The organism is Streptomyces sp. NPDC006235 (genome assembly GCF_040613735.1).
Lineage (GTDB): Bacteria > Actinomycetota > Actinomycetes > Streptomycetales > Streptomycetaceae > Streptomyces.
Window position 1 is genome coordinate 49,690 of the sequence record NZ_JBEXSR010000001.1, and the last position, 25,232, is coordinate 74,921.

26 protein-coding genes and 1 pseudogene are annotated in these 25,232 nt (G+C 70.9%); 16 read left to right on the forward strand and 11 right to left on the reverse strand.

Features of this window, described 5'->3' with window-relative positions:
* Positions 1–9: 9 nt before the first annotated feature.
* Positions 10–1,443 (reverse strand): DEAD/DEAH box helicase, encoded by a 1,434-nt coding sequence (locus ABZ192_RS00230; RefSeq protein WP_356922282.1) that lies wholly within the window; start codon positions 1,441–1,443, stop codon positions 10–12.
* Between the two features lie 157 nt (positions 1,444–1,600).
* Positions 1,601–1,804 (reverse strand): cold-shock protein, encoded by a 204-nt coding sequence (locus tag ABZ192_RS00235; RefSeq protein ID WP_010032345.1) that lies wholly within the window; start codon positions 1,802–1,804, stop codon positions 1,601–1,603.
* 348 nt (positions 1,805–2,152) lie between these two features.
* On the opposite strand from ABZ192_RS00235, the gene ABZ192_RS00240 reads away from it, so the two are divergent.
* The 3 genes from ABZ192_RS00240 (at position 2,153) to ABZ192_RS00250 (ending at position 6,399) form a co-directional block, all read left to right on the forward strand.
* Positions 2,153–4,360: an MMPL family transporter gene (locus tag ABZ192_RS00240; RefSeq protein ID WP_356922283.1), complete on the forward strand. Its 2,208-nt coding sequence runs from the start codon at positions 2,153–2,155 to the stop codon at positions 4,358–4,360.
* Positions 4,361–4,468: 108 nt separating this feature from the next.
* Entirely contained in the window at positions 4,469–5,722 is a 1,254-nt protein-coding gene (locus tag ABZ192_RS00245) for a sensor histidine kinase (protein ID WP_356922284.1), read from the forward strand.
* Positions 5,719–6,399: a response regulator transcription factor gene (locus tag ABZ192_RS00250; protein ID WP_356922285.1), complete on the forward strand. Its 681-nt coding sequence runs from the start codon at positions 5,719–5,721 to the stop codon at positions 6,397–6,399. Before ABZ192_RS00245 ends, ABZ192_RS00250 begins: the two co-directional genes overlap by 4 nt.
* 6 nt (positions 6,400–6,405) lie before the next feature.
* On the opposite strand, the gene ABZ192_RS00255 is transcribed toward ABZ192_RS00250, so the two are convergent.
* The 4 genes from ABZ192_RS00255 to ABZ192_RS00270 all read right to left on the reverse strand — a co-directional run bounded on the left by ABZ192_RS00255 (position 6,406) and on the right by ABZ192_RS00270 (position 10,265).
* Positions 6,406–7,578, reverse strand: a complete 1,173-nt coding sequence (locus ABZ192_RS00255) for a serine hydrolase domain-containing protein (protein ID WP_356922286.1) — start codon at positions 7,576–7,578, stop codon at positions 6,406–6,408.
* Between the two features lie 97 nt (positions 7,579–7,675).
* A complete protein-coding gene (locus ABZ192_RS00260; RefSeq protein ID WP_356922287.1) occupies positions 7,676–8,383 on the reverse strand; it encodes a response regulator transcription factor in 708 nt (235 codons plus the stop codon).
* Entirely contained in the window at positions 8,380–9,561 is a 1,182-nt protein-coding gene (locus ABZ192_RS00265; RefSeq protein WP_356922288.1) for a histidine kinase, read from the reverse strand. The genes ABZ192_RS00260 and ABZ192_RS00265 overlap by 4 nt, the downstream gene beginning before the upstream one ends.
* 62 nt (positions 9,562–9,623) lie before the next feature.
* Positions 9,624–10,265: a MerR family transcriptional regulator gene (locus ABZ192_RS00270; protein WP_356922289.1), complete on the reverse strand. Its 642-nt coding sequence runs from the start codon at positions 10,263–10,265 to the stop codon at positions 9,624–9,626.
* A gap of 191 nt (positions 10,266–10,456) precedes the next feature.
* On the opposite strand from ABZ192_RS00270, the gene ABZ192_RS00275 reads away from it, so the two are divergent.
* Entirely contained in the window at positions 10,457–11,377 is a 921-nt protein-coding gene (locus ABZ192_RS00275; RefSeq protein WP_356922605.1) for a hypothetical protein, read from the forward strand.
* Positions 11,374–11,526 (forward strand): hypothetical protein, encoded by a 153-nt coding sequence (locus ABZ192_RS00280; RefSeq protein ID WP_356922290.1) that lies wholly within the window; start codon positions 11,374–11,376, stop codon positions 11,524–11,526. The genes ABZ192_RS00275 and ABZ192_RS00280 overlap by 4 nt, the downstream gene beginning before the upstream one ends.
* 16 nt (positions 11,527–11,542) lie before the next feature.
* Here ABZ192_RS00280 and ABZ192_RS00285 read toward each other — a convergent pair whose 3' ends face one another.
* Both ABZ192_RS00285 and ABZ192_RS00290 read right to left on the reverse strand, forming a co-directional pair.
* Positions 11,543–11,980, reverse strand: a complete 438-nt coding sequence (locus tag ABZ192_RS00285; protein ID WP_356922291.1) for a hypothetical protein — start codon at positions 11,978–11,980, stop codon at positions 11,543–11,545.
* A gap of 175 nt (positions 11,981–12,155) precedes the next feature.
* The gene (locus tag ABZ192_RS00290; protein ID WP_356922292.1) at positions 12,156–12,710 is read right to left on the reverse strand and encodes a DUF4232 domain-containing protein; all 555 of its coding nucleotides are present in this window, start codon (positions 12,708–12,710) and stop codon (positions 12,156–12,158) included.
* A 337-nt stretch (positions 12,711–13,047) separates the two neighbouring features.
* On the opposite strand from ABZ192_RS00290, the gene ABZ192_RS00295 reads away from it, so the two are divergent.
* The 8 genes from ABZ192_RS00295 to ABZ192_RS00330 all read left to right on the forward strand — a co-directional run bounded on the left by ABZ192_RS00295 (position 13,048) and on the right by ABZ192_RS00330 (position 20,191).
* Entirely contained in the window at positions 13,048–13,578 is a 531-nt protein-coding gene (locus ABZ192_RS00295) for a GNAT family N-acetyltransferase (protein WP_356922293.1), read from the forward strand.
* A gap of 88 nt (positions 13,579–13,666) precedes the next feature.
* The gene (locus ABZ192_RS00300; protein WP_356922294.1) at positions 13,667–14,578 is read left to right on the forward strand and encodes a LysR family transcriptional regulator; all 912 of its coding nucleotides are present in this window, start codon (positions 13,667–13,669) and stop codon (positions 14,576–14,578) included.
* Between the two features lie 155 nt (positions 14,579–14,733).
* Positions 14,734–15,915, forward strand: a complete 1,182-nt coding sequence (locus ABZ192_RS00305) for a CoA transferase (RefSeq protein WP_356922295.1) — start codon at positions 14,734–14,736, stop codon at positions 15,913–15,915.
* Positions 15,916–15,934: 19 nt separating this feature from the next.
* Positions 15,935–16,711: a crotonase/enoyl-CoA hydratase family protein gene (locus ABZ192_RS00310; RefSeq protein ID WP_356922296.1), complete on the forward strand. Its 777-nt coding sequence runs from the start codon at positions 15,935–15,937 to the stop codon at positions 16,709–16,711.
* A gap of 6 nt (positions 16,712–16,717) precedes the next feature.
* Complete coding sequence (locus ABZ192_RS00315; protein WP_356922297.1) at positions 16,718–17,464, forward strand: acetoacetate decarboxylase; 747 nt, start codon at positions 16,718–16,720, stop codon at positions 17,462–17,464.
* Entirely contained in the window at positions 17,461–18,411 is a 951-nt protein-coding gene (locus ABZ192_RS00320) for a 3-hydroxyacyl-CoA dehydrogenase NAD-binding domain-containing protein (RefSeq protein ID WP_356922298.1), read from the forward strand. Before ABZ192_RS00315 ends, ABZ192_RS00320 begins: the two co-directional genes overlap by 4 nt.
* A 1-nt stretch (position 18,412) precedes the next feature.
* On the forward strand, positions 18,413–19,606 hold the full coding sequence (locus ABZ192_RS00325; protein ID WP_356922299.1) for an acyl-CoA dehydrogenase family protein: 1,194 nt from the start codon (positions 18,413–18,415) through the stop codon (positions 19,604–19,606).
* A gap of 162 nt (positions 19,607–19,768) precedes the next feature.
* Complete coding sequence (locus tag ABZ192_RS00330) at positions 19,769–20,191, forward strand: hypothetical protein (RefSeq protein ID WP_356922300.1); 423 nt, start codon at positions 19,769–19,771, stop codon at positions 20,189–20,191.
* Positions 20,192–20,225: 34 nt separating this feature from the next.
* Here the strand turns inward: ABZ192_RS00330 and ABZ192_RS00335 are convergent, their stop codons facing one another.
* Positions 20,226–22,136 carry a protein-arginine deiminase domain-containing protein gene (locus ABZ192_RS00335; protein ID WP_356922301.1) on the reverse strand — a complete coding sequence of 637 codons (1,911 nt, stop codon included), beginning with the start codon at positions 22,134–22,136 and terminating at the stop codon, positions 20,226–20,228.
* A gap of 480 nt (positions 22,137–22,616) precedes the next feature.
* Between ABZ192_RS00335 and ABZ192_RS00340 the strand changes: the two genes are divergently transcribed.
* From ABZ192_RS00340 to ABZ192_RS00350, 3 genes and pseudogenes are all read left to right on the forward strand, one after another.
* Positions 22,617–23,078: a matrixin family metalloprotease gene (locus ABZ192_RS00340; protein ID WP_356922302.1), complete on the forward strand. Its 462-nt coding sequence runs from the start codon at positions 22,617–22,619 to the stop codon at positions 23,076–23,078.
* A complete protein-coding gene (locus tag ABZ192_RS00345; RefSeq protein ID WP_356922303.1) occupies positions 23,078–23,734 on the forward strand; it encodes a hypothetical protein in 657 nt (218 codons plus the stop codon). Before ABZ192_RS00340 ends, ABZ192_RS00345 begins: the two co-directional genes overlap by 1 nt.
* A gap of 113 nt (positions 23,735–23,847) precedes the next feature.
* Positions 23,848–23,976, forward strand: a pseudogene (locus tag ABZ192_RS00350) (phosphatase); the annotation flags it as partial.
* 302 nt (positions 23,977–24,278) lie between these two features.
* Here the strand turns inward: ABZ192_RS00350 and ABZ192_RS00355 are convergent.
* Both ABZ192_RS00355 and ABZ192_RS00360 read right to left on the reverse strand, forming a co-directional pair.
* Positions 24,279–24,608 (reverse strand): hypothetical protein, encoded by a 330-nt coding sequence (locus tag ABZ192_RS00355; RefSeq protein WP_356922304.1) that lies wholly within the window; start codon positions 24,606–24,608, stop codon positions 24,279–24,281.
* Positions 24,609–24,618: 10 nt separating this feature from the next.
* Positions 24,619–25,137, reverse strand: coding sequence for a hypothetical protein (locus ABZ192_RS00360; protein WP_356922305.1), 519 nt, complete (start codon positions 25,135–25,137; stop codon positions 24,619–24,621).
* Positions 25,138–25,232: the final 95 nt, after the last annotated feature.

The following is a 25,232-nucleotide window of genomic DNA, read 5'->3' on the forward strand; positions in this document are numbered from 1 at the left end:
GCGGAGCGGTCAGCGGCGGCGGCCCCTGGAAGGCCTGCCGCGTCGGGCGCGCGGGGCCGAACCCGTGCGGGTGGGGCCGCTCTCGGAGGGCGGCGGGGTGAGGACGACGGGCACGCCCGAGGGGGCCTGCGCGCCGGTGATGCGGGTCAGTTCTTCCGCGCCGGAGCGGACCCGGGTGACGCGCGGGGTGATCCCGGCGTCGGCCATCAGGCGGGCCGTCTCGCGGCGCTGGTGGGGCAGGACCAGCGTGACGACGGTGCCCGACTCGCCGGCGCGGGCGGTCCGGCCGCCGCGGTGCAGGTAGTCCTTGTGGTCGGCGGGCGGGTCCACGTTGACGACCAGGTCGAGGTTGTCGACGTGGATGCCGCGGGCGGCGACGTTGGTGGCCACCAGCACCGTGACCTCGCCGTCCTTGAACCGGGCCAGCGTGCGGGTGCGCTGCGACTGGGACTTCCCGCCGTGCAGGGCGGAGGCGCGCACCCCGACGGCCAGCAGCTTCTTGGCCAGCCGGTCGGCGGCGTGCTTGGTGTCCAGGAACATGATCACGCGGCCGTCGCGGGCGGCGATCTCCGTCGTGGTGGCGTGCTTGTCGTCGTCCTCCACGTGCAGCAGGTGGTGCTCCATCGTGGTGACCGCGCCGGCGGACGGGTCGACCGAGTGCACGACGGGGTCGTGGAGGTACGTGCGGACCAGGCGGTCGACGTTGCGGTCCAGCGTGGCCGAGAACAGCAGCCGCTGGCCCCCGGGCTGCACCTGGTCCAGCAGGGCGGTCACCTGCGGCATGAAGCCCATGTCGGTCATCTGGTCGGCCTCGTCCAGCACCGTGACGGTGACACGGTCGAGCCGGCAGTCCCCGCGGTCTATGAGGTCCTTGAGCCGGCCGGGCGTCGCGACGACGACCTCGGCGCCGCCGCGCAGCGCGCTCGCCTGGCGGCCGATCGACATGCCGCCGACGACCGTGGTGAGCCGCAGGCGCAACGCCTGGGCGTAGGGGGTGAGGGCGTCGGTGACCTGCTGGGCCAGTTCCCTGGTGGGGGTGAGGACGAGGGCCAGCGGCTGCCGGGGCTCGGCCCGCTGCCCGTCGATGCGGGCCAGTACGGCGAGACCGAAGGCGAGCGTCTTGCCCGACCCGGTGCGTCCGCGGCCCAGCACGTCCCGGCCGGCCAGGGAGTTCGGCAGCGTCGCCGCCTGGATGGGGAACGGCACGGTCATGCCCTCGGCGCGCAGCGCGGTCAACAGCCGCTCGGGCAGGGCGAGTCCGGCGAAGTCGTCGACGGCGGGCAGCGCCGGCGTGAGGGTGGCGGGCGGCGCGAACTCCCCGCCGGGCGCGGTACGGCGCCGGGGGCCGCCACGGCCCGCACCGGCCGTACGGGCGGAGACGCTGCGGCCCGCCGCCTTACGGGCGTGCGGCGAGCCGTTGTTCTTGCGAGCGGTGCGATCCAAGGGGATCCTTCCTCGATGCGGCACACGTATCGGGGAATTCCCGGCAGCCGGGAGGGGCCGCACCAGGATTCGCAACACTGAGCCGGGTTTTGGATGAGAACGAGGCTGGGGCCCGCACCTCACGGTGCGGGCCCCGGTCACGTCGGACGCGTCAGCGTCAGGCAGGGACGATGTTCTCGGCCTGCGGGCCCTTCTGGCCCTGCGTGACGTCGAAGGTAACCTTCTGGCCTTCCTGAAGCTCGCGGAAGCCGGAGGTGGCGATGTTCGAGTAGTGGGCGAACACGTCAGGACCGCCACCCTCCTGCTCGATGAAGCCGAAGCCCTTTTCCGCGTTGAACCACTTCACAGTGCCAGATGCCATGCTGAATCTCCCTTTGGGGGACAAACCCGAGACCCGCACTTTACGGACTCGGAGTTGCTGAAATGATCACCCTCGGAGAGATCCGAAAATCCTCGAAAACTAAAAAGAGTGCTCGTCGACGAAGGTCGATAGAGCACTCGAAGTCTCTGGGAACCAAAACTGCAACAACAACGACGGTAGCACAGGCCGCGTCGGATGGCCCGGGAATCTCGTACCCGAGGTGTACGGGAGGCCCGCTCGTACTGCGTGGCGAGTAGCCGGGATTGTCGGCAGCCGCACGACGACGGGACGGCACGCCGCCGGAGAGCCTTGGCAGACGATCGACACCGGATGTGGAGACCTGCTGCCGTGGCGACTTTTCTGTACCGAGTGGGCCGACTGGCCTTCCGGCGACGTTGGTACGTCGCCCTGGTCTGGGCGGCCGTGCTGGCCGCCGTCGGGCTCGGCGCCCTCAGGGCCCCGGGCGCCGGCGACGAGGGGTTCTCGATGCCCGGCATCGAGTCCCAGAAGGCGTTCGACCTGATGGAACAGCGCTTCCCCGGGGCCACGGCCGACGGGGCGACCGCCCGGGTCGTGTTCATCGCGCCCGGTGGCGAGAAGGTGACCGCGGCCGAGAACAAGCAGGCCATCGAGAAGGCCGTGACCGGCCTCGGCGACGGCACGCAGGTCGCGAGCGCCGTCGACCCGTTCCGGGCGAAGGCGATCAGCAAGGACGGCTCGACCGCCTTCGCGACCGTCACCTACAAGGTCGGGGCGGCGGACCTCAGCGACGCCAGCCGGACCCATCTGGAGCGCGCCCTCGTCGAGGCCCGGGACTCCGGGCTGACCGTCGAGGCGGGCGGCACCGCGCTGGAGGACAACGCCGGACCGGGCGGCACGGCCGAGGTGACAGGCGTCACCATCGCCGCCCTCGTGCTGCTCGTCACCTTCGGCTCCCTGGCCGCCGCCGGGCTGCCCCTGCTGACCGCCCTCATCGGCGTCGGCGTCAGCATGGCCACGATCCTCACCCTGTCCCAGGCCCTCGGCCTGTCCACCACCACCGGCACCCTGGCGATGATGCTGGGCCTGGCCGTCGGCATCGACTACGCCCTGTTCGTCGTCTCCCGCTACCGGGAGGAACGCGCCAAGGGCCGGGCCCCGCAGGAGGCCGCCGGACTCGCCGCCGGCACGGCCGGGTCCGCGGTCGTGTTCGCCGGGCTCACCGTCGTCATCGCGCTGGCCGGGCTCGCCGTGGTCGGCATCCCGATGCTCACCAAGATGGGTCTGGCCGCCGCCGGAGCGGTCGTCGTCGCCGTACTGATCGCGCTGACGCTCGTCCCGGCCTTCCTCGGCTTCTGGCCGAACGCCGTGCTCACCCGGCGGGCCCGCAAGAGCGGCCGGATCGAGGGGAGCGACGGCGACAACGGCGGCAGCCGCTGGGCCCGGTTCGTACTGCGCCGCCCGATACCCGTCCTGCTCCTCGGCACCGTCGGTCTCGGCGCCCTCGCCCTGCCCGCGGCGGGCCTCCAGCTGGGTATGCCCGGGGACGAGGCCAAGCCGACTTCCACCACCGAACGCCGCGCCTACGACGCGCTCGCCGAGGGCTTCGGGCCGGGCTTCAACGGACCGCTGACCGTCGTCGTGGACGGCAGGGGCGTCGCCGACCCCAAGGGTGCGGCGGGCGAGATCGCCCGGGAGATCGGCGCCACGAAGGGCGTGGTGTCCGTCTTCCCGGCCCGCTTCAACGACGCCGGTGACACCGCCGTCTTCTCCGTCGTGCCGTCCACCGCGCCGACCGACGAGAAGACCAAGGACCTGGTGACGACCATCCGCGGCGAGCGGCCCGGCATCGAGTCCGGCACCGGCGCGAGCTTCGAGGTCACCGGCACCACCGCGATGAACATCGACATCGCTGAGAAGGTGCAGGCCGCGCTGGTCCCGTATCTGACCGTGGTCGTCGGCCTGGCGGTCGTGCTGCTGCTGGTGGTCTTCCGGTCCCTGCTCGTCCCGCTCAAGGCGGCCCTCGGGTTCCTGCTGTCGGTGCTGGCGTCCCTCGGCGCGGTCGTCGTGGTGTTCCAGCAGGGCCACGGCGCGGAACTCCTCGGCGTGGAGCAGACCGGACCGATCATGAGCCTGATGCCGATCTTCCTGGTGGGCATCGTCTTCGGCCTCGCGATGGACTACGAGGTGTTCCTCGTCTCACGGATGCGGGAGGCGTACGTCCACGGCGAGTCGCCCGCGCAGGCGGTCACGTCCGGCTTCCGGCACAGCGCCCGGGTGGTCGTGGCGGCGGCCCTGATCATGATGGCGGTGTTCGCCGGGTTCATCGGCGAGAGCGACTCCATGATCAAGATGATCGGGTTCGGCCTCGCCTCCGCCGTCCTGTTCGACGCCTTCGTCGTCCGGATGGCGATCGTGCCGGCCGTCCTCGCCCTGCTCGGTGACAAGGCCTGGTGGCTGCCGAAGTGGCTGGACCGGGCGCTGCCCCGCGTCGACGTGGAGGGCGAGGCCCTCACCCGGCCGGAACGGGAACCGGCCCCTGACCCCGTGCCGGACCCGGAGCCGGCGCGCGCCTGACGAACCCGCACCCAGGGCCGCCCGTGGCGAAGGACACGGGCGGCCCCTCGGGCGTTCCCGCCCGACGTCGACCACGATGGTCCCCAGCCCATCCCCCCGGAGAGCCCGATGAATATCACCCTGGAGCGGCGCTACGCGGATCGCCTGGAGGAGTTCTCGGCCCGCCACGCGTTCCTGGTCGATCTGGCGATGGTCCTGGCGCTGATGGGCTGCGCGGCCCTCGGCGGCTCGCTCACCCTGCCCAGCGCCGACCCGCCGGACCAGGACAAGACCGCCACCGTCCTCATGGGCGTCGCCTGCCTCGTCCTGCTCAAGCACCGCACCCACCCGCGCACCGCCGTCGTCGTCGCCGGGGGCTGCACGGTGGCAGCGGTCGCGCTCGGCTATCTGGTCACGCCGCTGCTGCTGGCCCCGGTCATGGCGGCGCTGTACTGGCTCGCCACCCTCACCGACCGCCGGACCACCCGCGTCTACGGCATCGTCACCATGCTGGCGGTGATCGTCGCGGCCGTGTTCTCCCACTCCATGGACCACCTGTCGCTGCTGCTGAGGACGATCGGCCCGTTCTTCTGGCTGATGCTGCCCCTCGCCGCCGGCAACATGACGCGGCTGCGGCGCGCCTACCTCCAGGCCGTGCAGGCCCGGGCCGAACACGCCGAGCGCACCCGGGAGGAGGAGGCCCGGCTGCGCGTCACCGAGGAACGGATGCGCATCGCCCGCGAGCTGCACGACGTCGTCGCCCACCACATGGCCCTGGCCAACGCCCAGGCCGGCACGGCCGCGCACCTCGCCCTCAGCAACCCCGAACAGACCCGGAAGATCCTCACCGATCTGACCGGCACCACGTCCTCCGCGCTCCGGGAGCTGAAGGCCGCCCTGGGCCTGCTGCGGCACAACGACCACGAGGACGACACCGGCCCCGGCTCCACGGCGCTGGAACCGGCCCCCGGCCTGGCCCGTCTGCCCGAGCTGGTGTCGGCGTGCGCGTCGGCGGGTCTGGAGGTCACCGTCACCACGGAGGGGGAGCCGCAGCCGCTGTCACCCGGTGTCGACCTGACGGCGTTCCGGATCGTGCAGGAGGCGCTCACCAACGTCACCAAGCACGCCACCGCCGAGGCCGCCCGCGTGCGCCTCGCCTACACCGGCACCCGCCTGCTGATCACGGTCACCGACGACGGCACCGGCGAGCCGGTGGCCGAGGCCCCCCAGGGCCGCGGGTTCGGCGTCATCGGCATGCGCGAACGCGCCCACTCCATCGGCGGCGAACTGTGCGCCGGCCCCCGCCCCCAGGGCGGCTTCGAGGTCACCACCGCCCTCCCGCTGCAGTCCACCACCCACCCCGCCGAAGGAACCACGCCATGACCATCAGGGTGCTGCTCGCCGACGACCAGGCCCTGCTGCGGGCCACCTTCCGGATCCTCATCGACTCCTGCGCGGACATCGAGGTGGTCGCCGAGGCCTCCGACGGCGCGGAGGCGGTGGAGCTGACCCGCGTCCACCACCCCGACATCGTCCTCATGGACATCCGCATGCCCGGCACCGACGGCCTCACCGCCACCGCCGAGCTCTGCGCCGACCCGGAGCTGTCCGCCACGCGCGTCCTCATCCTCACCACCTTCGAGACCGAGGACTACGTCGCCCAGGCGCTGCGGGCCGGTGCCAGCGGTTTCCTCGGCAAGGACGTCACCGCCGACACCCTGCTGGCCGGGCTGCGCACGGTGGCCTCCGGCGAGGCGCTCCTGTCACCCGCCGCCACGCGCTCCCTCATCACCCGTTTCCTCCTGGCCCCCGCCCCCGGCACCCATCTGGCGCCGCCGGAGCGCCTCGCCGACCTGACGGTCCGCGAACGCGAGGTGATGGCCCTGGCCGCGGAGGGCAGGTCGAACACCGAGATCGCCGAGGACCTCACGCTCAGCCCGCTGACCGTCCGCACGCACATCCACCGGGCCATGACCAAGCTGAACGCCCGCGACCGTGCCCAACTGGTCGTCATCGCCTACCAGACGGGCCTCGTACGGGCGGCTCCGCCGACCGTGTGAGGGCTGTTACGGCCGCCCGTACACCGCCACCATGATGTTCTCCGCCACCTTGTTCATGTCCTGGCCCTTGGCGTCCGTGGAGTTGACGCTGTAGACGAGGGTGCGCGAGCCGTCGCGGGTGGAGGCGATGGCCGCGTTGTAGCCCCAGCGCCCGCCCGTCTTGCCCCACACCTCGCGGCCGCCGAGCACCTTCATCGACAGGCCGACGGAGTACGCGGCCGGCTCCCCGGTTTCGAAGTCGGTCACCTGCGGCAGCGTGAACATCTCCTCCAGGAGCGGTCCGCGCACGACGTGGCCCTGGAACAGGGCCTTGGTGAACCGTTCGAGATCCGCCGTGGTCGAGATGATGTCCCCGGCCGCCCAGCCGTCCGTGGACCCCCACACGGACACGTCGCGCAGCCCGGTCGTGCCGTCGTCCAGCCGCATGATCTGGTAGCCGTGGTTGTGCCGGCCGGTGATGCGCGGGTTCTTTCCGGGCAGGTACGTGTCGTGCAGCCCGAGCGGGCGCAGGATCCGCCGGGCGACCTGACGCTCGTACGTGTCACCGGTGACGCGCTCGATCAGCAGGCCGGTGATCGTGTAGCCGATGTTGAGGTAGTGCTGCCGCCGGCCCGGCGCGAACTCGGGCTTCTTCGCGGTCGCCGAGCGGACCATGTCCCGGGGGTCGTGGACCCGGAAGCGGTCGGCGTACCACTCCTCGACCGTGGTGCCGGGGACGTCGGGGGCCGGGATGCCGTGCGTGTGGTTCAGGAGCTGCCGGACGGTGACGTCCCCGTACGACGCCGGGATCAGCTCCGGCAGGTAGGAGCGGGCGCTGCGGTCCAGGTCCAGTCTGCCCTCGGCGGCCAGGTGCAGGGCGACCGCCGCGGTGAAGACCTTGGTCACGGAACCGGCGCGGAAGCGGGCGCCCGGATCGGCCGGCCGGCCGGTGCGCAGATCGTGCACCCCCGAACTGCCCCGCCAGACGCCCTCGTCGCCTCCGACCCGCACGAGGGCGGCGGTCGCGTCGGCGCTGGGAAGGCCCGCGATGGCGGCGGCGAGTGCGGGGTTCTGGGGCTGGGCGGTCAGCTGGGCGAGGGCCCGGTCAGGGGGCGTGGCGGCTGCGGCCGGGAGGGCGGACGGTCCCGCCACGACGCCCGCGAGGAGTACGGCGGCCAGCAGGGAAGCGGTACGGGGCATGGTCAACTCCGTGGGTGTGAGCCGGTGTCGTGGGTACGGCTCCATCCTCGGGACCGGCGGTGCCGGGCGGATCGCCCGCGCAGGGGGTCTCGGAGGGTCAGGTCTTCGCCGACGTGGGGGAGGGCCCGGCCCGGTCCGCTCCCCCGGGCGGGGGATCCCCGGCCGCGACGAGCCCGGTCTCGTACGCGCAGATCACGGCCTGGATCCGGTCGCGCAGACCCAACTTGGCCAGGACGTTGCCGACGTGCGTCTTGACCGTGTGGTCGCTGACCACCAGCTCCGCGGCGATCTCGGCGTTGGACAGGCCCCGGGCGAGCAGCAGCAGCGTCTCGCGCTCCCGCCCGGTCAGCACGTCCAGCCGGGCGGCGGGCCGCGGGTGCCTCGTGGAGCGCGTGTACTGCTCCACCAGACGCCGGGCCACGGAGGGCGCGAGCAGGGCGTCGCCCCCGGCGACGACCCGTACCGCGTGCACGAGATCGTCCCGGCGGACGTCCTTGAGCAGGAAGCCGCTCGCGCCCGCGTGCAGTGCGTCGTACACGTACTCGTCGGAGTCGAAGGTCGTGAGCATCACCGTCCGGCAGGCGCTCGCGGCGCTGATCGCCCGGCAGGCCTCGATCCCGTCCATGCGCGGCATGCGCACGTCGAGCAGCGCCACATCGGGGGCGTGCCGCCGCACCGCTTCGACGGCCTCGGCCCCGTCGCCCGCCTCCGCGACGACCTCGATGTCCGGCTGGACGTCCAGGATCAGCGCGAAGCCGCTGCGCACCAGCTCCTGGTCGTCGGCGACCACCACCCGGATGGTCACCGCCCGGCCTCCACCGCGGCCGTCACGGGAATCCGCACCCGCACCTCGAACCCCCGCCCGTCCGCTGCGCGCCCGGTCACCGCGCTCCCTCCGAGCGCCGCCGCGCGCTCCCGGATCCCGACGAGCCCGTGCCCGCCCCGGCGGCCGGCGCCCCCGGTCTGCGGCCCACGCCCGTCATCGGTTACACACACGCTCAAGTCGTCGCCCCCATAGGTCAGTTGTACGGTGACGGTACTGGCACCGGCGTGCCGGACGGTATTGGTGAGGGCCTCCTGCACCACCCGGAAGACGGTCGCCCCGACCGCCCCCGGCACCGGCCGGACGGCCCCCGCGGTCCGGTACACCACATCCAGCCCACTCCCGGCCCGCACCCGGTCGCACAGACCGGCCAACTCCACGACCCCGGGCTGTGGTTCGCGCGGTCCGGTGCCGCCGCTGTCGTCGTCACCCTCACGCAGCACCCCCAGCATCCGGCGTAACTGCGTCATGGCGTCCCGCCCGGTAGCGGAGATGGCGTCGAATGCGGCCTCGGCCCGCTCCGGCGCGGCCCGCACGGCCACCGGTCCGGCCTCCGCCTGCACGATCATCAGGCTCACGGCGTGGGAGAGGATGTCGTGCATCTCCCGTGCGATACGGGCTCGTTCGCGGGCGGCGACCTGCTCGGCCGCGACGCGGTGCGCCCGCTGACGGGCGTCCGTGAGCCGCCCGAAGACATAGGCGGCGGCGACCACGAAGACGGAGAAGGTCAGTTCCCGTGCCGACCGGGTGTTGAGCCACACGCCCCCCGGCACGGCGGCCAGCAACACGAGCCCGGTGACGAGCCGTTTGCGCGCGGGCGACAGTGCGGCAATGGTGTACACGACCACGAGCCCGGTGTACGGCAACGGCTGCCCGGGCCCGTTCACGGCCAGCTGGTACAGCCCGTTGGCGGCCAGCACCGCGAACAGCACGGCGACGGGGGCGCGCCGCCGCCAGACCAGGGGCAGCACGGTGAGCGTGCTGAGCCCGTACGCGGCCCAGGTCGCCGGCGGCGCCCCGGCCGCCCGCGGCACGACGAACGGCATGGTCATCGCGGCCTGGACCAGGAGCGCGACACCGATGTCGACGAGGAGCGGATTGGCCGCCCCCAGCTCCCGCCCGCGCTCCCACCACTCCTGTAAGCCCCCGCGTATGTCCATAGGGAGTACACGGTAACGACCCCCGGCGCGGGGCACCGGGAGTCCTGCAGGCGACCTGTCGGCTAGCTCGTCCCGTCCTCCGCCCCGTACAGCCTGGCCGAGGCGTCGACGTGGGCCAGGCGGCGCAGTGCGCTGAACACCGCCTCGCCCAGGACCGTGCCGATGACCACGCCCTCCACGATGTCCTCGACCGCGACCCGCCGGTCCACGTACGCGAGGTCGGCCCGGGCCACCTGTTCGGCGGCTTCGGCGTAGGTGTCGAGGAGTTCGGCGAAGGTTCCGTGGCCCAGCCGGGTCAGGGCGGCCAGGGCTCTGGAGAGGTCGGCGGCGGCGGGGTTCGAGGCGTGGGTGCGCCAGCCGCGTCGGGAGATGAGGTCGGACACGGTGGCGCGGGCGTCCGCCGCTTCGGCGTCGTCCTGGTCGGCGGGCGGGCCGCCCATGCGGTCGGCTGCCGCGCCGAGCACCTTGTGCAGGGGGCGGTCCGGGTCGTCGACGGCCGCCAGGACGTCCGCGATCTCCGCCACCTTCATGCCGCCGACGTCGAGCAGGGCGCGGATCAGCCGGAGCCGGCGTTCGTGTGTCTCGTCGTAACTCGCCTGGTTGCGGCTGGTCAGCTCGCCCCCGGGGAGCAGCCCTTCACGGACGTAGTACTTGATCGTCGGCACCGGCACCCCGGTCTTCCGGCTCAACTCTCCGATGCGCAACGCCGGTTCACTCCTCGAAATCCGCCCTGCCCGTGGGACCGGCCCTTGCCGACCCGGCTCCCATGATAGATAGTGGGGCTATCCGATAGCGGATAGTGCCGCTATCCATTCACAGGTCATCTGACTCAGGGGTGGGCATGGAGTTCTTACGTACGTCCTGGCACCGGCCGCTGGTGGTGTTCTCGACCGCGATGGCGGTCATGGCGGTCGTGTCCGCGGTGGGAATCGTGGTCGACGACCGTGTGCTCGTGGGGGCGCCGATCTGGGCCAAGCCGTTCAAGTTCGCGGTGTCGTTCGTGGCGTACTGCCTGTCGCTCGCCTGGATGCTGTCGCTGCTGCCCGACCGGCGGCGCGTGGGCTGGTGGGCGGGGACCGTCGTCGCGCTGGCGAGTCTCGTCGAGATGGTGATCATCACCGGGCAGGTCGTCCGCGGCAAGCGCAGCCACTTCAACCACGAGACACCGTTCGACGAGGCGCTGTTCAACGCGATGGCCGTCACGGTCGTCGTCCTGTGGGCCGGCACGCTCGTCGTCGCCGTGCTGCTGCTGCGCGCCCGGATCGCCGACCGGGCGTCCGCCTGGGCGATGCGCTCCGGGATCCTGCTGGCGCTGGCCGGGGCCGCCGTCGGCTTCCTGATGACTCAGCCCGCGCCGGGGCAGCGGCGCGGCGTCTCCGAGGTGGTCGGCGCGCACAGCGTGGGCGTACCGGACGGGGGTCCCTCGATGCCGCTGACCGGCTGGTCCACGACCGGCGGTGATCTGCGCATCCCGCACTTCTTCGGCATGCACGCGCTGCAACTCCTGCCGCTGCTCCTCATGGCGCTGACCGTCCTCGCACCGCGCTTCTCCCGTCTCGCCGACGAACGCGTCCGGCTGCGTCTCGTCCTGCTCGCCTCGGGCGCGTACGCGGCGGTCTTCGCCCTGCTCCTCTGGCAGGCGTTGCGCGGCCAGTCGCTGATGCGTCCGGACGGGGCGACGCTGGGGGCGGCCGGGCTGATCCTGCTCGCCGTCGCTCTCGGGGCGTACGGGGCTCTGCGGACGGGCCGGACCTCTCCTCCCCACGGGGTGACGGAAGCGGCAGGTGCTCCCGCCCCTAAGGACCTCGTGGCATGACCGGGTTCCTCTTCGATCTCTCCTTCCTCGGGGCCGACCGCTCGCATCGCAGGGTGATCCTGCTGTCGCCGTTCGGGCTGCTGGTGTTCCTGGGAGTGCGTGCGGTTTTCCCGGCCCGGGCCGCGCTGCGGCGGATGCGGCGGGCGTGACGGGCCGGGCGGATGGTCACCGTCGGACGACCGGGCGGAACGCGTCCCGTACGCCCGACTTGGACGTCGAGACGAACTGGTCGCCCGGTCCCAGGTCGTACATGTAGTACTTGTAGCGCGCAGGACCGGTCTCCACGTCCGCCGGCGTCCTGGAGAGGTAACCGAGGGCGCGGGCGTGGGCGAGCATCCCGGTCTCGTCGTCCGAGTCCCGGATCTCCTTCAGATCCGCGGCGCTCTCCTCGCGCAGGTTCCGAAGCGCGACCGTCGACTCGCACATGTCGCCGACCCACTCCACGAGTTCGGACGGCGGCGACGCCGACGAAGACGGCGACCGGGTCGGCTTCGGCTCGGCCGAGGACGGGGCGGCCTGGTCGTCCGTCCCGCCCTCCCCGCACCCCCCGACGGCCAGTACCAGCCCGGCGACCACGACCGCGACGCCCCTGTTCCCGCCCATCCGACGCCCCCTCTCCGTGCTGCTTGCCCTTTCCGGCGAGCCCAGTTCAGTCGCGACACGGTTTGTTCGGCCACCTGGTTCCGCTGCCCGAACAACGCGTCCGGGAGGACTTCGGCACGTGCTCCGCGTCCCACGGCACCGCCACCACCGGCGGTGCCGTGGGACGCCGGTCGGCTCAGCCGAACAGCGCGTCGTACACGTCGCTCTGCCAGTACGTGACGAAGTTGGCGCTGTTGAAGTACACGCCGCCGTCGGGCAGCTTCAGCGTCGCGCCCTTGCCGAGCGAGCCGTTCAGGTTCTTGTTCGAGAAGTCCACGCCCAGGGTCTTGGCGATGTGGCCGTCGTCGCCGTCAGGGCTGGAGGTCCCGATGCCGGCGTATCCGGACTCGCCGGGAGCCAGGGTCACCACGGCCTGGGGCTTGCTGGAGTCCAGCCACGGGACGGGAGCCTGGGCGCCGGCGCCGGCGGCCAGGTAGGGGGCACCGTAGAGGTTGCAGGGCTTGGTGCCGGTGTTGGTGGCCGTCAGCAGCAGGGTGTTGATGGGCCGGGAGACGTCCTCGACGGTCAGTTTCGTGTTCGCCGCGGTGCAGTCGACGGTCGCGGCGGCCTTCTGCGGGGTGGCGGCGGAGGCCGTCTGGCCCGCGGCCTGGACACCGACGAGCGCGAAGGCGGCGGCAGCGACCAGGGAGGAGGCGGCCACGCGGGTGGTGAAGCGCTGTGCGATACGCATGCGATGAACTGCTTTCTCTGAGTTTCGAGTTTCCTGCGTTCCGAATTTCCGGAACGATGTCCTCCGGTTCATGGGCGTCGACCGGACAGATGCGCGGCCGGAACCGGAAGGTGGGATCGGCGTCGCCGCCCTCGAACGGGGCGGCGGGCTTCGATGTCCCAAGCCTGTGCCACGTTTCGTCCCATCCGCCATTCCATTGGGATCTTTGGAACGCTGGAATGGCAGCACCGGCTCTGACCAGGGAGAACGTCCCACCCGTGGGACGCCGAACGGGATGGGGGACGGGTGGTGGAGGTGCTGACGGACCGACATCGGACGGTTGTGCGACGATCCCCGCGTGAATGATCTACGCGTACGCCCGGCCACCGAGGCCGACCTGCCCACCCTCGTCCGCCTCCGCGACGACGCGGCCCGCTGGATGCTGGCCCGCGGCATCATCGGGCAGTGGCGGCCCGGGGAGTTGGGCGAGGAGCACTTCCGCCGGGTCATGGCACACGGCGAGGTGTGGCTCGCGGAGGGCGGCGGGGGCGTCGGCGGAGCCTGGGAGTTGTGGTGGGAGGACGAGGACGCCTGGGGACCGCAGCCGCCCGTGGCCGGGTACGTGCACCGGCTCATGGTGGACCGGGACACCGCCCCGCCCGGGACAGGGCGACGGCTGCTGGAGGCCGCGGAACGCCGGGTGGCCGAGGCCGGACGGGCCCGGGTCCGTCTGGACTGCCTGGCGGACAACGCACAGCTCAACGCCTACTACCGGGCGGCCGGTTACCGCGTCGTCGGCCACAAGCAGGGCAAGCCGCAGCCGGGCGGGGCGCCCAAGTCCTTCACGCTGATGGAGAAGGAGCTGATGCAGAAGGAGCTGCTGGAGTAGGAGCTGATGGAGGAGGGACTGCGGTGCCCCACGGCCCCCGGCCCCACGGCCCCCGGGACCCCAGGCCGCAGCGGTTAGGGTGAACCGCGTGGAGCTCCTGCACCTGCGCTATTTCGTCGCCGTCGCCCAAGAACTGAACTTCTCCACCGCGGCCCGCAAACTGCACATGGCCGCTTCCCCGTTGAGCCGGCGGATCAAGGACCTCGAGAACGAACTCGGACACCGGCTGTTCGACCGCGACACCCACCATGTGCGGCTCACCCCGGCCGGCAGCGTGCTGCTGCCGATCGCCCGCGGGGTCCTGGAGCAGGTCGACTCCATCCAGTGGCGGCTGGACGAGACGACCCGGCCGCGCCGGACCACCCTGCTGCTCGGTGTCCCCAGCGGCATCCATCCGGACCTGCGCGCACGCATGGCCGCCCTCGCCGAGCGGGTCGGCGACCGGTTCGAGATCAAACGCTGGCCGGGCGGCACCGAGCGGCTGGTCGACGCGGTGTGCGACGGCAGACTGGCGCTGACCCTGGCCCGGCTCCCGGTCGGCGGCGACCCGGCCCTGGAGCAGCTGCCGGTGATGTCGGAGCGCCTCGGCGCGGTCGTGCCCAGGGACCGGTTCGCGGGGCGGGAGTCGATCGCCCTGGCCGAACTGTCCGGACTCGCCTACGCGGGTTCGCCCACGGCCGTCACCAACGCCTATTTCCGCGGTCTCGACCAGCAACTGGCCGAGCTCGGCATCAAGAAACGGATCGAAATCGGCAGCGCCACGTTCGAGGGGGTTTCCGAAATAGTGTCCAGCGGCCTGGCTTTCTCGATTTCCATGCTGGATCCGCGGAGCCCCGTGCAGAATTACCGTCTCGACAATGTGACCGTTCTGCCCTTCTCGGATTTCCATCCCCGACTGGAGACCGGTCTGCTCTGGCGCAAGGACCGGGCGCGCGGCGGTGACCTGGAGGAAGTCGTCGCAGCCGCCCGCGAGATCTTCGCCGAGCCGCTTCACACCTGACCCGCAAAAGTATTCACAAAAGGCGGTATGACCACTGCGGTCATACCGCCTTTCGTCTATTGGTCACTCCATTTGTTTCCGTTCTCCAGGGCCTCCTTGCTAACTTAGTTTCCAGATACACATACATGGCGAAGCGAGGAGTTGAAGGAAAAGCGATGACGGACATCACGGACACCGCCACCGGCCCCCTGGAAGGCATCCGCGTGATCGACCTGTCGACCGTGGTGATGGGCCCCTACGCGGCCCAGATCCTCGGCGACCTGGGCGCCGACGTGATCAAGATCGAGTCGCCCACCGACACCGTGCGCGTGGGCCACTACCGCACCACACCGGGCATGACCCCGCTGAACCTCAACGTCAACCGCAACAAGCGCAGCGTCGCCCTCAACCTCAAGGACGACACCGACCGCGAGCGGGCGCTGAAGCTGATCGACACCGCGGACGTGCTGATCACCAACATGCGGCCGGGCGCACTGCACCGCCTCGGCCTGTCCTACGACGACATCGCCGCCCGCAACCCGGGGCTCGTCTACGCGCACGCCCAGGGCTTCCGCAGCGACTCGGACCGGGCGGGCAACGCCGCCTACGACGAGACCGTGCAGGCCGCGTCCGGCCTGGTCGACATCGCCGACCGCGCGCTGGGCGAACCCGTCTACCTGCCGACCATCATCGGCGACAAGGTCTCCTCCCTGACCATCGCCTACAGCGTGCTCGCCGCCCTGCTGCACCGGAACAGGACCGGGCAGGGCCAGCTCGTCGAGATCCCGATGACGGACACCCTCATCGCGTTCAACCTGGTCGAGCACCTGGCGGGACACACCCACGTGCCCGAGACCGGCCCCACCGGCTTCGCCCTGTCGATGCTGAAGGGCCACAAGGCGGTGCGCACCAAGGACGGCCTGGCCTGCGTCATGCCGTACAACCCGCAGAACTACCGGGACTTCTTCACCGCCGCCGGCCGCCCCGACCTCGCCGAGGACCCGCGAGTGAACGGGGACGCCATCGACAGCGCCGACCACGAGGACCTCGCCGCGCTCCTGGAGACCTGCGCCCAGGCCCTGACCACCGATGAGTGGGCCGAGGTGTGCGCCAAGCACAGCATCCCCATGGCCCCGGTGCTGGAACTGGACCGCGCCCACGAGGACCCCTACGTACGCGACGGCCACCTCCTCGACACCGTCGAGCACCCGACCGAAGGCACCGTCCGCACCATCGGCATCCCGCTGCGCTTCTCCGCCACGCCCGGCTCGATCCGCCGCCTGGCGCCGGTCGCCGGCCAGGACACCGAGGACGTCCTCGCCGAGCTCGACACGGCCGCTGACCGTCCGACCGTCTGACCGTCACAGGAGGACAGCCATGAGCACCCCCACCACCCCCGTCGTACGCACCGAACGGATCGGCTCCACCCTGCTGCTCACCCTCGACCGCCCCGAGGCACGCAACGCCGTGAACGCCGCGGTCGCCGCCGGCCTGGCCGGCGCACTGGACGAACTGGATGCCGACCCCGAGCTGCGGGCCGGCGTCCTGACCGGCGAGGGCGGCACGTTCAGCGCCGGCATGGACCTCAAGGCCGCGCTGCGCGGCGAGTCGCCCGAGGTCGAAGGCCGCGGCTTCGGCGGCCTGACCGAGGCCGAACCGGCCAAGCCCCTGATCGCCGCCGTCGAGGGTTACGCCATGGGCGGCGGCTTCGAACTGGCCCTGGCCTGCGACCTGATCGTCGCTGCCGAGGACGCCCGGTTCGGGCTGCCCGAGGTCAAGCGGGGCCTGATCGCCGCGGGCGGCGGCGTGATCAGGCTGCCCAAGCGCGTCCCGCACCACCTGGCCATGGAACTCCTGCTGACCGGCGAACCCGTCGACGGCCGCCGGGCCGGCGAACTGGGCCTGGCCAACCGGGTCACCGCATCCGGCCAGGCCGTCGCCGAGGCGCTCCGGCTGGCCGAACGGCTCGCGGAGAACGCCCCGCTCGCGCTCGCGGCCGTCAAGCGCGTCGTCCGCGCCGCCGACGGAGCGCCCGACGCCGACGCCTTCGCCTTCCAGCGCGGGGAGATGAAGACCCTGATGGCCTCGGCGGACGTACGCGAGGGCATGACCGCCTTCGCCGAGCGCCGCCCCGCGCGGTGGACGGGACGGTGAGCCGCCATGCTCGACGAGGACGTACGGCAGCACCTCACCACCCCGCTCACCAGCCCGGCGTACGCGCCGACCGTCCCGCGCTTCACCGACCGTGAGTACCTCAACGTCGTCTACCGCACCGACCCCGACGCGCTGCGGGCCGTCGTCCCCGAACCGCTGCGGATCGGTGAACCCCTGGTCCGGTTCGAGGTCATGAAGATGGGCGACGTCAGCGGCTACGGCCCCTACACGGAGGCCGGACAGGCGATCCCCGTCGGCTTCGAGGGCGAGCAGGGCGAGTACCTGCACGCCATGTACCTCGACAACTTCCCGGCGACCGCCTCCGGCCGCGAGGTCTCCGCCTACCCGAAGGTGCTCGGCTCGCCGTCGCTCACCGTCGACTCCGGCGCGCTCGTCGGCACCCTCGACCACGGCAGCCTGCGGGTCGCCACCGCGACCATGGGCTACAAGCACCACGAGCTGGACCGGCGCGAGGCCGAGGCCCAGATCACCGTGCCGACGTTCATGCTCAAGACGATTCCCGGCTACGACGGTCTGCCCCGGGTGCAGGAACTCGTCCGCACGCGCATCACCGACGTCACCGTCAAGGAGGCCTGGACCGGGCCCGCCCGGCTCCAGCTCTTCGCGCACGTGCTCGCCCCGCTGGCCGATCTGCCGGTGCTGGAGGTCGTCTCCGCGAGCCACATCCTCACCGACCTGACGCTGTCCGGCGTCGAGCCGGTCCACGACTACCTGAAGGGAGCCGCGTCATGACCCGCACCTTCCGTACGGCCGCGGTGATCGGCGCCGGGACCATCGGACTGTCCTGGACGGCCCTGTTCGCCGCGCACGGCCTGACCGTCCGGGTGAGCGACCCGCGACCGGACCTCGCCGAGGCCCTGGACGAGACCCTCGCGCAGTGCGCGCCGCATCTGGCCGCCCGCTGCCTGGACGTGACGGACCTCGCCGGCCGGGTGCACATCGCCGCCGATGTCACCGAGGCGGTCGGGGACGCGGACGTCGTCCAGGAGAACGGCCCCGAGCGCGTCGAGTTCAAGCAGGACCTGTTCGCCGCCCTGGCCCGGGAGGCACCCGGCCACGCGCTGCTGCTCAGCTCCTCGTCGGCCATCCCCTCGACCGAGTTCACCAGGGAACTGGCGGACGAGGACGCCGCCCGCGTCCTGATCGGCCACCCCTTCAACCCGCCGCACCTCGTCCCGCTCGTCGAGGTCGTCCCCGGCGAACGCACCGGCCAGGACGCCGTACGGGCCGCCGTCGACTTCTACACCTCGGTCGGCCGCACCCCGGTCGTCGAACGCAAGGAGATCCCCGGCTTCGTCGGGAACCGGCTGCAGAACGCCCTGAGCCGCGAGGCCGTGTACCTCGTCGAGCAGGGCGTGGTGACGCCCGAGGAACTCGACACGGTGATGACCAACTCGCTGGGCCTGCGCTGGGCCACGGTCGGGCCGTTCCTCGGCTCCCACCTGGGCGGCGGACCGGGCGGCTACCGGCACCTGGCCGAGCACATCGGCCCCTCGATGAAGCGCATGTGGGCGAGCCTCGGCACCCCGTCGCAGCAGGAGGAGCAACAGGAACGGCTCATCGCAGCCGTGGAACAGGCCTACGGCTCCGCCCCGTACGCGCAGCTCACCGCGACGCGCGACCGCAGGCAACTCGCCGTCCTGGCCGCCCTGGACAGCGCCGACAAGGAGGAGAACTGAGATGACCACCACGCTCGAAGACCAGCTGGTCGCGGACTTCTACGCCTACGAGGCACTGCTGCCCGACGAGGAGCGCAAGATCCTCCTCAAGGCCCGCGCCCTCATGCGCGACGAGATCAGGCCGCTGGTCAACCCCCACTGGGCCAAGGGCGAGTTCCCCCGGGAACTCGTCGGCGTCTTCCGCGACAGCGGCCTCGCCGGCCTGCCCTACGAGGGCTACGGCGAGCACCGGCCCGCCGTCTCCAACCTGCTCAGCGGCATGCTGGCGATGGAACTGAGCCGCACCGACGCCTCGGTGGCCACCTTCTTCGGTGTCCACAACGGCCTCGCGATGTACTCCGTCCACTCCGGCGGCGACCAGGAGCAGCGCGACCGCTGGCTCCCGGAGATGGCCGCGATGGACAAGATCGGCGCGTTCGCCATGACCGAGCCGCTCGGCGGCTCCGACGTCGCGGGCGGCATGCGCACCACGGCCAGGCGCGAGGGCGACACCTGGGTCCTGAACGGTGCCAAGAAGTGGATCGGCAACGCGACCTTCGCCGACTACGTCGTGGTGTGGGCTCGGGACGTCGACGACAACCACGTCAAGGGTTTCGTCGTCGAGAAGGGCACGCCCGGCTTCGAGCCCGCGAAGATCGAAGGCAAGCTCGCCTTCCGGATCGTGGAGAACGCCGAGATCACCCTCACCGACGTGCGGGTGCCGGAGGCGAACCGCCTGCAGAACATCAACTCCTTCCGCGACGTCGCCGAGATCCTGCGCGCCACGCGCAGCGGAGTGGCCTGGCAGGCGCTGGGCGTCATGACCGGCGCCTACGAACTGGCCCTCGACTACGCCCGGGAGCGCCGCCAGTTCGGCCGCCCGATCGGCGGCTTCCAGCTCGTACAGGACCTGCTGGTCAAGAGCCTGGGCAACATCACCGCGTCGTGGGGCATGCTGGCGCAGCTCGCCCGGTTGCAGGACGCCGGTGTCTTTCGCGACGAACACTCCGCCCTGGCCAAGGCGTTCGTCACCGCGCGGATGCGGGAGGTCGTGGCCTGGAGCCGGGAGATCTTCGGCGGCAACGGCATCCTCCTGGACCACGACATCGCCCGCTTCTTCGCCGACGCCGAGGCGATCTACTCCTTCGAGGGCACCCGCGAGATGAACACCCTGATCGTCGGCAAGGCGATCACGGGGCAGAGCGCCTTCGTGTGACGCGGACCAGCGGACCAGCCGGGTCCGGACGAAGCAACCCCAGGTCTTGGACCTGGGGTTTCGTCATGCTCTGGGGCGTCGCCCGACTGTCCGGTTCGAGTGTTTCACTGAACAGCTGTGAGTGGGACCCTGACGAGCACCCTCGGGGAAGGAAGCACCGGCATGATCGAGTGGAGGCCGCTGGGCGCCGGAGCCAGGCCCGTTCCGAGGCCCGTGGCGACACCGCTGGTGTGGGCCGGGGCGTTCGGCGGCGCGCTGGTGCTGGTGGCAGTGCTCAACGCCGTGGTGGGGACCGGCCGTCCGGGACTGGCCCTGCTCGCGCTGTCCCTGCTGGCCGCCGTGCTGGGCCTGTGCGCCCGCTTCACGGCGGCCCCCGGCACGGCCGTCCTGTGCTGGCTGTTCCTCAACGGCTTCGCCATCCCGCCCGCGGGCACCCTCACCTGGGCCGGCCCCCGCGACACGACTTGGCTGGCCTGCCTGCTCACCGCCACGCTCGTCGGCACGTCCCTGGCCCGCGTCGCCCACGCCCGCGCTGCCTACCGCCGCCTGGCACCCGGGCGGGGCGACGGACCGTACGGCTCCTGACCGTCCGGCTCCGCCGCCCGCTCCTCATGACGGATCAGCGCGCCGGGCGTTGCCACCACGCGGCCGTCGCGTCGCGCAGGGTGTTGGTGCCGCAGTGCACCTCGCCCATGCCGAGGTGGTACGTGTACCAGTCGTCGATGTACGACACCTTCAGGCCGACCCGCTGGTAAGCGGCGGTGACGGCCTGCGTGAAGATGTCCTTGCCGCCGATGACGGGCCCCCACTGGCGCGGGGCGAGGTAGCGGTCGCGGCCCAGGAGCACGCCGTTGACCGCTCCGGGAACGTACGCGCTGGTCATCACCGTCGCCGCGGCCGCCGCACGCGAGCCGGCCGGGTTCTCGGCGAGCCACTTCTGCTGGCCGCGGTCCCCGAGGCTGTCCACGAGGTCGGAACCGGCGCCCATGCGCGTCAGACGCGGCACGGGAATCTCGTCGCCTTCGGCGGTCATGACCTCCGACTCGCGGGTGTACAGCGCGGGCACCCGCACGGTCTCCCCGTCGGTGACGCCCGTCTCCCGCTTGAGGATCTCCAGGTTGGCCGCGATGCGCCGCGCGGCCATCTCGTTGTCGGCCACCAGATGCTTGGAGGCGAGCGCCTGGTCGATGGTCTCCTTGGGCGCCGGACTGTCACTGCGGCCCGGGACGGAGAACATCTTCGTCTTGCCGTGACCGTCGCGCTTGGCGTCGCGCAGCAGCTTCAGCCCCGCCTGCGGGTCGGCGACGCCGAGGCGCCAGCCGCGCGGAGTGTCGGCGGGCAGGAACTGCACGAACTCGTCGACGTGCCCCACCCCCAGCCAGGAGGTGTCCAGCAGCAGCGGATCCTGCAACCCCTGCGACTTGAGCATCGTCCGCATCACCTTGGACGGCCGCGCCCCGCTGTCCTTGCGCTCGCCCATGATGATCCGCCCGGCCGGGAACGAGCGCCCGCCGTGCGCGTAGGGCGGGATGGTCTCCAGGTTCCCCATGGAGTTGAGCGACCAGTCGTCGGGCTCGGCCCGATCGGTCACCTGCACCACCCCGACGTCCCGGCCGCGCACCTTCTCGAACAGCTCCCGGCCCGCGTCCCGGTCCGGCTGGGCGGACCGCAGCATCACGCGCATCACGTGCCGCTCACCGCCCGGCCCGGTCATGCTGACGTAGGCGGGTTCGACGAAGTCCTGGGTCCAGGGGTCGGCGTACTTCTTGAATTTGACCAAAGGCGCGGTGATTCCGGCCTTCTTGACTTCCTTGCCGAGCTCGGCGACGAACTTCTGCTGAAGACGGCTGTACGTGCCCTGCCCCTGGACCTCGGTCACCATCACCTGCTGGGTGTTCTGCAGGTGATGGTGGGTCAGCAGCGGCGCGACGCGCAGGGTCACGGCGTCGGAGGTGGACTCCTGCCCGGACGTCACCGTGAGCCGGACCACCGCACGGCCGTCCCACTTCGCGCTGTCCCGGACGACGTCGGTGCCCTCGACACCGAACTCCACACCGGACCGCAACTCGGCGGCGGACAACCGGGTCTTGGACGTCACGAGGACCCACTTCCCGGAACGCTTGAGGAAGAGGTGCGTGTGCTTGCCACCCGTGGTGACCTTCAGGCTGCCCTTGGCGTCCTTGCCCACCTCCGGCATCGGGACGGAACGGACCCGCGCGAGGTCGTCGGCGTCCGCGCTGCCGTTGACCTTCGTGTCGGAGCCGTCGTTGCAGGCGGCCAGCTTGGCGTCGGACAGCGGTTTGCCACCGGGCCCGGTCACCGGGCACCGCTTGGTGTCGTCATCGAGATTGGGCAGATACACGGCTCCACGCTCGACGGACCAGCTGTTCTCACCGGCCTTGTCGCTGCCGCCCGTGACATCGACCCGTCCGTCACGGTTCACATCGGCCCGCAGATCGGCACGCCCGCCCGCATCAGCGGCGACGGCCGGCCCCGCCAGCACGGATCCCGCGGCGGCGAGAGCCAGCACGACGGACCCGGCCGGGTACAGGCGCAGGCGGGAAGGTCTACGTGTACGTATACGCGTACGTGAACGCACAGCATGTTCCTCTCGGTTGGGGGGTTCGCTGTGCAAGAGGAGGAACAGAGGCTGTGCGTTCACTGTGGGGCGGGAGTTACTCCACCGTCGATCGCGTGGCCACGCGCGAGGTTGTGTCGTGATGCCGGAGATCACCCTCGATCGACGCGCCGACCGACGGTCTGTGCGCATTCCGTTGAGCAACAGAATCTTTCATTCCGGTATCTTTCATTCCGCCACGCGTACTCGAAAAGAATTGCGAATTGACCTTGATGCGATAAGGATGGGGCGCGGTGTGCAGGGGGCGCACCGGTAATCGCATAGGGGGATTGGCGCGTGACGAATCGTCGGCAGGTACGACGGCGTAGAGCCGCCGGCCTGGCATTGGCATCGTGCGCGGCTATCGTCGCCGGGGCTCTGGCGCCCGCGCCCATGGCGGCGGCCGCCGACTCGCGGGGCAGGTCGTCCGTCGACGACGGAGAGATCCGCTGGGAGGACGAGACCAAGTTCGACGACGCACGGAAATGGGCTGCCACGGCCTGGTACAACGACCAGTACAACCTCAAGAAGATCAAGATCGCCCCGGACGCCTGGAACACGATCACTGACCTGGAGTGGAAGGATGAGACCCGGAAGGACGTCACCTGGGTCGCGCAGTGGCGGGGGCGCTCCGGTGCCGACGCGATCGTCATGAACAAGGCGTTCCTCGACGGCGGGAAGAAGTACGGCAGCAAGTCATGGCGGCGCAAGGCAGCCGCGCATGAGATGGGCCACGCGCTGGGTCTCGACCACAAGGCCAACGGCACGCTCATGTCGAAGTCGATCGGCTACATCCCGTCTAACGCCCGGCCGACCGCGACCGACCGCAACGCCTACCACCGACTCTGGGACTGATGACCTTGAAGCGGAAAACCGTCCTCATCGCCACCGGCGCCGCTCTCGCGGTGGCGGTCGGCATCGGCGGCACAGTTGTCTACCAGGAGGTCAACGAGCGCAACGAGGCGGCCACGACGTCGCACGCGTCACTGACCTACGAAGCGGACTTCTCCGACGACGCCAACCTGGCCGGCGCCGCCGAGGACCTCTTCTACGGCAAGGTCACCGCTCTCAAGGGCCAGAAGGACCTGGGCATCGGTCCGGAGAGCCAGTACGCCGTCGAGGTCCAGCGCGTCTTCAAAGGCGATGTGACCGGCGTCGTCGTTGTCAACCAGCAGGGCGGCAAGGACGAGAACGGAGACATCGTCAACCTTCCCGAAGGCGATGCCTTGCTGGAGGTGGGCAAGAGGTATCTGTTCGCCACGAAGTACAACCCCGACCTCAGGTTCAACACCGTGATCCCCGTCTTCGGGGACATGCCGATCCCCCACACCGAGGCCGCCGCTCCCGGTCTCCCGGACGCCAACGGGGACGGAAAGCCCACCATGTCCGACCGGTGGACAGCCGCGGTGCAGAACCAGAACGACCTGTCGACCGCACCGCCGGACGAGGAACCCACCGAGGAACCGGCCGAGGACCCGACCCCGGAGCCCTCACCCACCAACGGCTCCTGACCCGACGGACCCCGGCCCGTGAGCACTTTCGCTCCCGGGCCGGGGCCCGCACCGACAGAGTGAGCACCGGGGCAGGGCGCGGCAGTCGGCCTTGGCCGTCACCCTCAGGGCTTCTGGGTCCGCCGTTCCCGAGAGCGCCGGGATTCCGCGCCGTGGATCTGATGGCCCACCATGAGCTCGTCGACCGGTTCCGGCCGCGCGTCGTATCCCCGACGCTGGCACTGGCTTGGGTCGCCGGCCAGGCAGGTGAACACCGCGGCGACGGGCACGATGCCGCGCGTGACCGCCCAGACCGCGCGCTTTGACGAGATGCGTACCTTCTTGGAGTCGGACCCGCTGCAGTGAGCGCAGACGGCTCGGGCTCGGGCGGGTCGCCGACGAGGTCCCGGTCACCCGCAAGACGCTGCTCGAGCTGCTCGAGCCGCCGCCGCCCGCGCCGCCAGGCCCCGAGCTGCCGGACCGTCCGGCCTGCGAGCAGACCGTGGCGGTGTTCGCCGCGGCCGGCCCGCTTGCCGTACGGACGTCAACACCCGCACCGACCCTCTCAGTCCAGCCGCTTCCCCATGCGCGCTGAAAACTTCTCCGTGTCCTTCGTGTGCCACCACTCGAACAGGTGGGTGCGCACAAGGAACCCGAGGTAATCCAGGGTCTCCTCGGAGAGGTCTCCGCTCACCAGACTCGCTTCCTGCCCCTGGTAGTCGAGGGAGACTTCCCAGAGCTGCCCCGAGACGCCGATCCGGATTTTCAGAAGCAATTCAGGGAAGACGGATGGCACCTGCACCTCAAGGACTTCAAGAGAGGTTCCTCCTCCCTCGCTCTGCAGTCCTGAGAGTTTTCGGGTGAGTGCTTCCCTTACTTGCTCCGGGGTGGCCATATGGGTCCTCTCAGCACTTTGCCCCTGCGCCCGCTGACGTCGCAGCCACCGTCGCGGTTGTGTACTCCACCGTGGCCGTAATGACTCCCTGGGGTGTCAGACCGCCCGGCTTCCCTCCGAGGGGGCCCTTGTTGACGACCACCTTGAAGTTCTTCCTCGGCGGCTTCGAGGAACAGCCGGTGCCCACCTTGTAGCGGTAGTACACCCCGGGCGTCCGCTCGTAGCCGTTGAAGAGGGTGTCGCTGATCTTGTTCTTGAAGCTCGTGCTCCAGCGTCCGCGCTCAACTATGTGGTTGTAGCCCCAAGTCTTCGTGCCGCAGCGCAGAGGCATCTTGCTCGGGCCGATATAGAAGGTGTAGGCGACCTTCGAGTAGTGCTTCGACTTGCAGGGGTTCGACGCGCTCACCGCGGCTGCCGCGGGGGGCGTCTCGGTGGATGCGTTCGCGGGCATGGGCGCGGCCAGCAGGATGGTGGCTCCTGCTGCCGCGATGAACGTCGCGGTGGACTTGCGGAAGTACGTAGCGCGCACGCGTCTTCTCTTTTCGATGCGGGATGTGCCTGTGTGTCTCCTGTGGGCCTGCTTATGCTCTCCTTCTGAGATTTACGATTGCAAGGAAACTCGGC

Bases quoted from the DNA above. Each gene is read 5' to 3' on its own strand.
- ABZ192_RS00235 (WP_010032345.1), bottom strand. From the start codon at position 1,804: ATGGCATCTGGCACTGTGAAGTGGTTCAACGCGGAAAAGGGCTTCGGC.
- ABZ192_RS00245 (WP_356922284.1), top strand. From the start codon at position 4,469: ATGAATATCACCCTGGAGCGGCGCTACGCGGATCGCCTGGAGGAGTTC.
- ABZ192_RS00250 (WP_356922285.1), top strand. From the start codon at position 5,719: ATGACCATCAGGGTGCTGCTCGCCGACGACCAGGCCCTGCTGCGGGCC.
- ABZ192_RS00255 (WP_356922286.1), bottom strand. From the start codon at position 7,578: ATGCCCCGTACCGCTTCCCTGCTGGCCGCCGTACTCCTCGCGGGCGTC.
- ABZ192_RS00265 (WP_356922288.1), bottom strand. From the start codon at position 9,561: ATGGACATACGCGGGGGCTTACAGGAGTGGTGGGAGCGCGGGCGGGAG.
- ABZ192_RS00275 (WP_356922605.1), top strand. From the start codon at position 10,457: ATGGCGGTCATGGCGGTCGTGTCCGCGGTGGGAATCGTGGTCGACGAC.
- ABZ192_RS00280 (WP_356922290.1), top strand. From the start codon at position 11,374: ATGACCGGGTTCCTCTTCGATCTCTCCTTCCTCGGGGCCGACCGCTCG.
- ABZ192_RS00285 (WP_356922291.1), bottom strand. From the start codon at position 11,980: ATGGGCGGGAACAGGGGCGTCGCGGTCGTGGTCGCCGGGCTGGTACTG.
- ABZ192_RS00290 (WP_356922292.1), bottom strand. From the start codon at position 12,710: ATGCGTATCGCACAGCGCTTCACCACCCGCGTGGCCGCCTCCTCCCTG.
- ABZ192_RS00305 (WP_356922295.1), top strand. From the start codon at position 14,734: ATGACGGACATCACGGACACCGCCACCGGCCCCCTGGAAGGCATCCGC.
- ABZ192_RS00310 (WP_356922296.1), top strand. From the start codon at position 15,935: ATGAGCACCCCCACCACCCCCGTCGTACGCACCGAACGGATCGGCTCC.
- ABZ192_RS00315 (WP_356922297.1), top strand. From the start codon at position 16,718: ATGCTCGACGAGGACGTACGGCAGCACCTCACCACCCCGCTCACCAGC.
- ABZ192_RS00320 (WP_356922298.1), top strand. From the start codon at position 17,461: ATGACCCGCACCTTCCGTACGGCCGCGGTGATCGGCGCCGGGACCATC.
- ABZ192_RS00325 (WP_356922299.1), top strand. From the start codon at position 18,413: ATGACCACCACGCTCGAAGACCAGCTGGTCGCGGACTTCTACGCCTAC.
- ABZ192_RS00330 (WP_356922300.1), top strand. From the start codon at position 19,769: ATGATCGAGTGGAGGCCGCTGGGCGCCGGAGCCAGGCCCGTTCCGAGG.
- ABZ192_RS00340 (WP_356922302.1), top strand. From the start codon at position 22,617: ATGGCGGCGGCCGCCGACTCGCGGGGCAGGTCGTCCGTCGACGACGGA.
- ABZ192_RS00345 (WP_356922303.1), top strand. From the start codon at position 23,078: ATGACCTTGAAGCGGAAAACCGTCCTCATCGCCACCGGCGCCGCTCTC.
- ABZ192_RS00355 (WP_356922304.1), bottom strand. From the start codon at position 24,608: ATGGCCACCCCGGAGCAAGTAAGGGAAGCACTCACCCGAAAACTCTCA.